The organism is Micromonospora hortensis, from assembly GCF_022230935.1.
In the GTDB taxonomy this organism is placed as follows: Bacteria; Actinomycetota; Actinomycetes; order Mycobacteriales; family Micromonosporaceae; genus Micromonospora; species Micromonospora hortensis.
The window spans coordinates 1-694 of sequence record NZ_JAKKFE010000062.1 but is presented as its reverse complement, the minus strand read 5'-3'; the positions used below and the strand labels follow the sequence as shown (position 1 = coordinate 694).

Annotated in this window: 2 protein-coding genes; both read right to left on the bottom strand. The window is 74.5% G+C overall.

Going from position 1 to position 694, the window contains the following annotated elements; genetic code table 11:
* Nucleotides 1-255: DegV family protein (locus NIE111_RS28175; RefSeq protein WP_238687320.1), on the bottom strand; the 255-nt coding region annotated here is incomplete at its 3' end.
* A 48-nt stretch (nt 256-303) separates the two neighbouring features.
* On the bottom strand, nt 304-694 hold a 391-nt coding region (locus NIE111_RS28170; RefSeq protein WP_238687319.1), incomplete at its 5' end, for a histidine phosphatase family protein.

Genomic DNA, 694 nt, shown 5'->3' with positions numbered 1-694 from the left:
GACGATCCCGTCGGCGCCGGCGTCAAGCAGCCGGCGGTAGGTCCGGGCGAACTGCTCGGGCGCCGGGCGGGAGGTGGTAGCGCTGACCCGGCGGGCGCTCAGCGCCAGTGTGGCGTCGGCCGGCTGGGTCTCCACCCCCTCCAGCCCTTCCGCGCCGTTGAGCACGACTGTCAACGGCACGACGGTCAGCCGGTGCGCCTGCACCAGCTCGGGTGGAAGGTAGGCGGTGGAGTCGATGACAACCGCGACGGGCATGCCCGGCACGCTAGCCGATCGAGGCCCCGAACGCCGAGGCGCGAGTGCTCAGACCGCGTCGACGGCGACCGGGGCGGTGATCAGGCCGACGTTGTGCGCCCGCAACTGCCACCCGCGGACGTCGTCGTGGCGCAGCTCGGTCCAGTGGCAGTTGGCCAGCGAACCGACGGTGCGCAGCACGGCAGTGTCCCAACCGAGCAGGTGACCGATGCCCTGCCGGGAGCCGCCACCGTGGGTGGCGATCACCACCGTGCCGCCCGGGGCCGCGTCGGCCGCCTCCTGTAGCGCGGCGCCGACCCGCTCCCCGAGGTCGTGCAGGGGCTCCAGATCCGCGCCCGGGTCGGGGTCGCCGGCCCGCCAGCGGGCGTACTCCTCGGGGAAGCGCTCGGCGACCTCGGTGAGGTGCAGACCCTGCCACTGGCCGAAGTGCCGCTCGCGC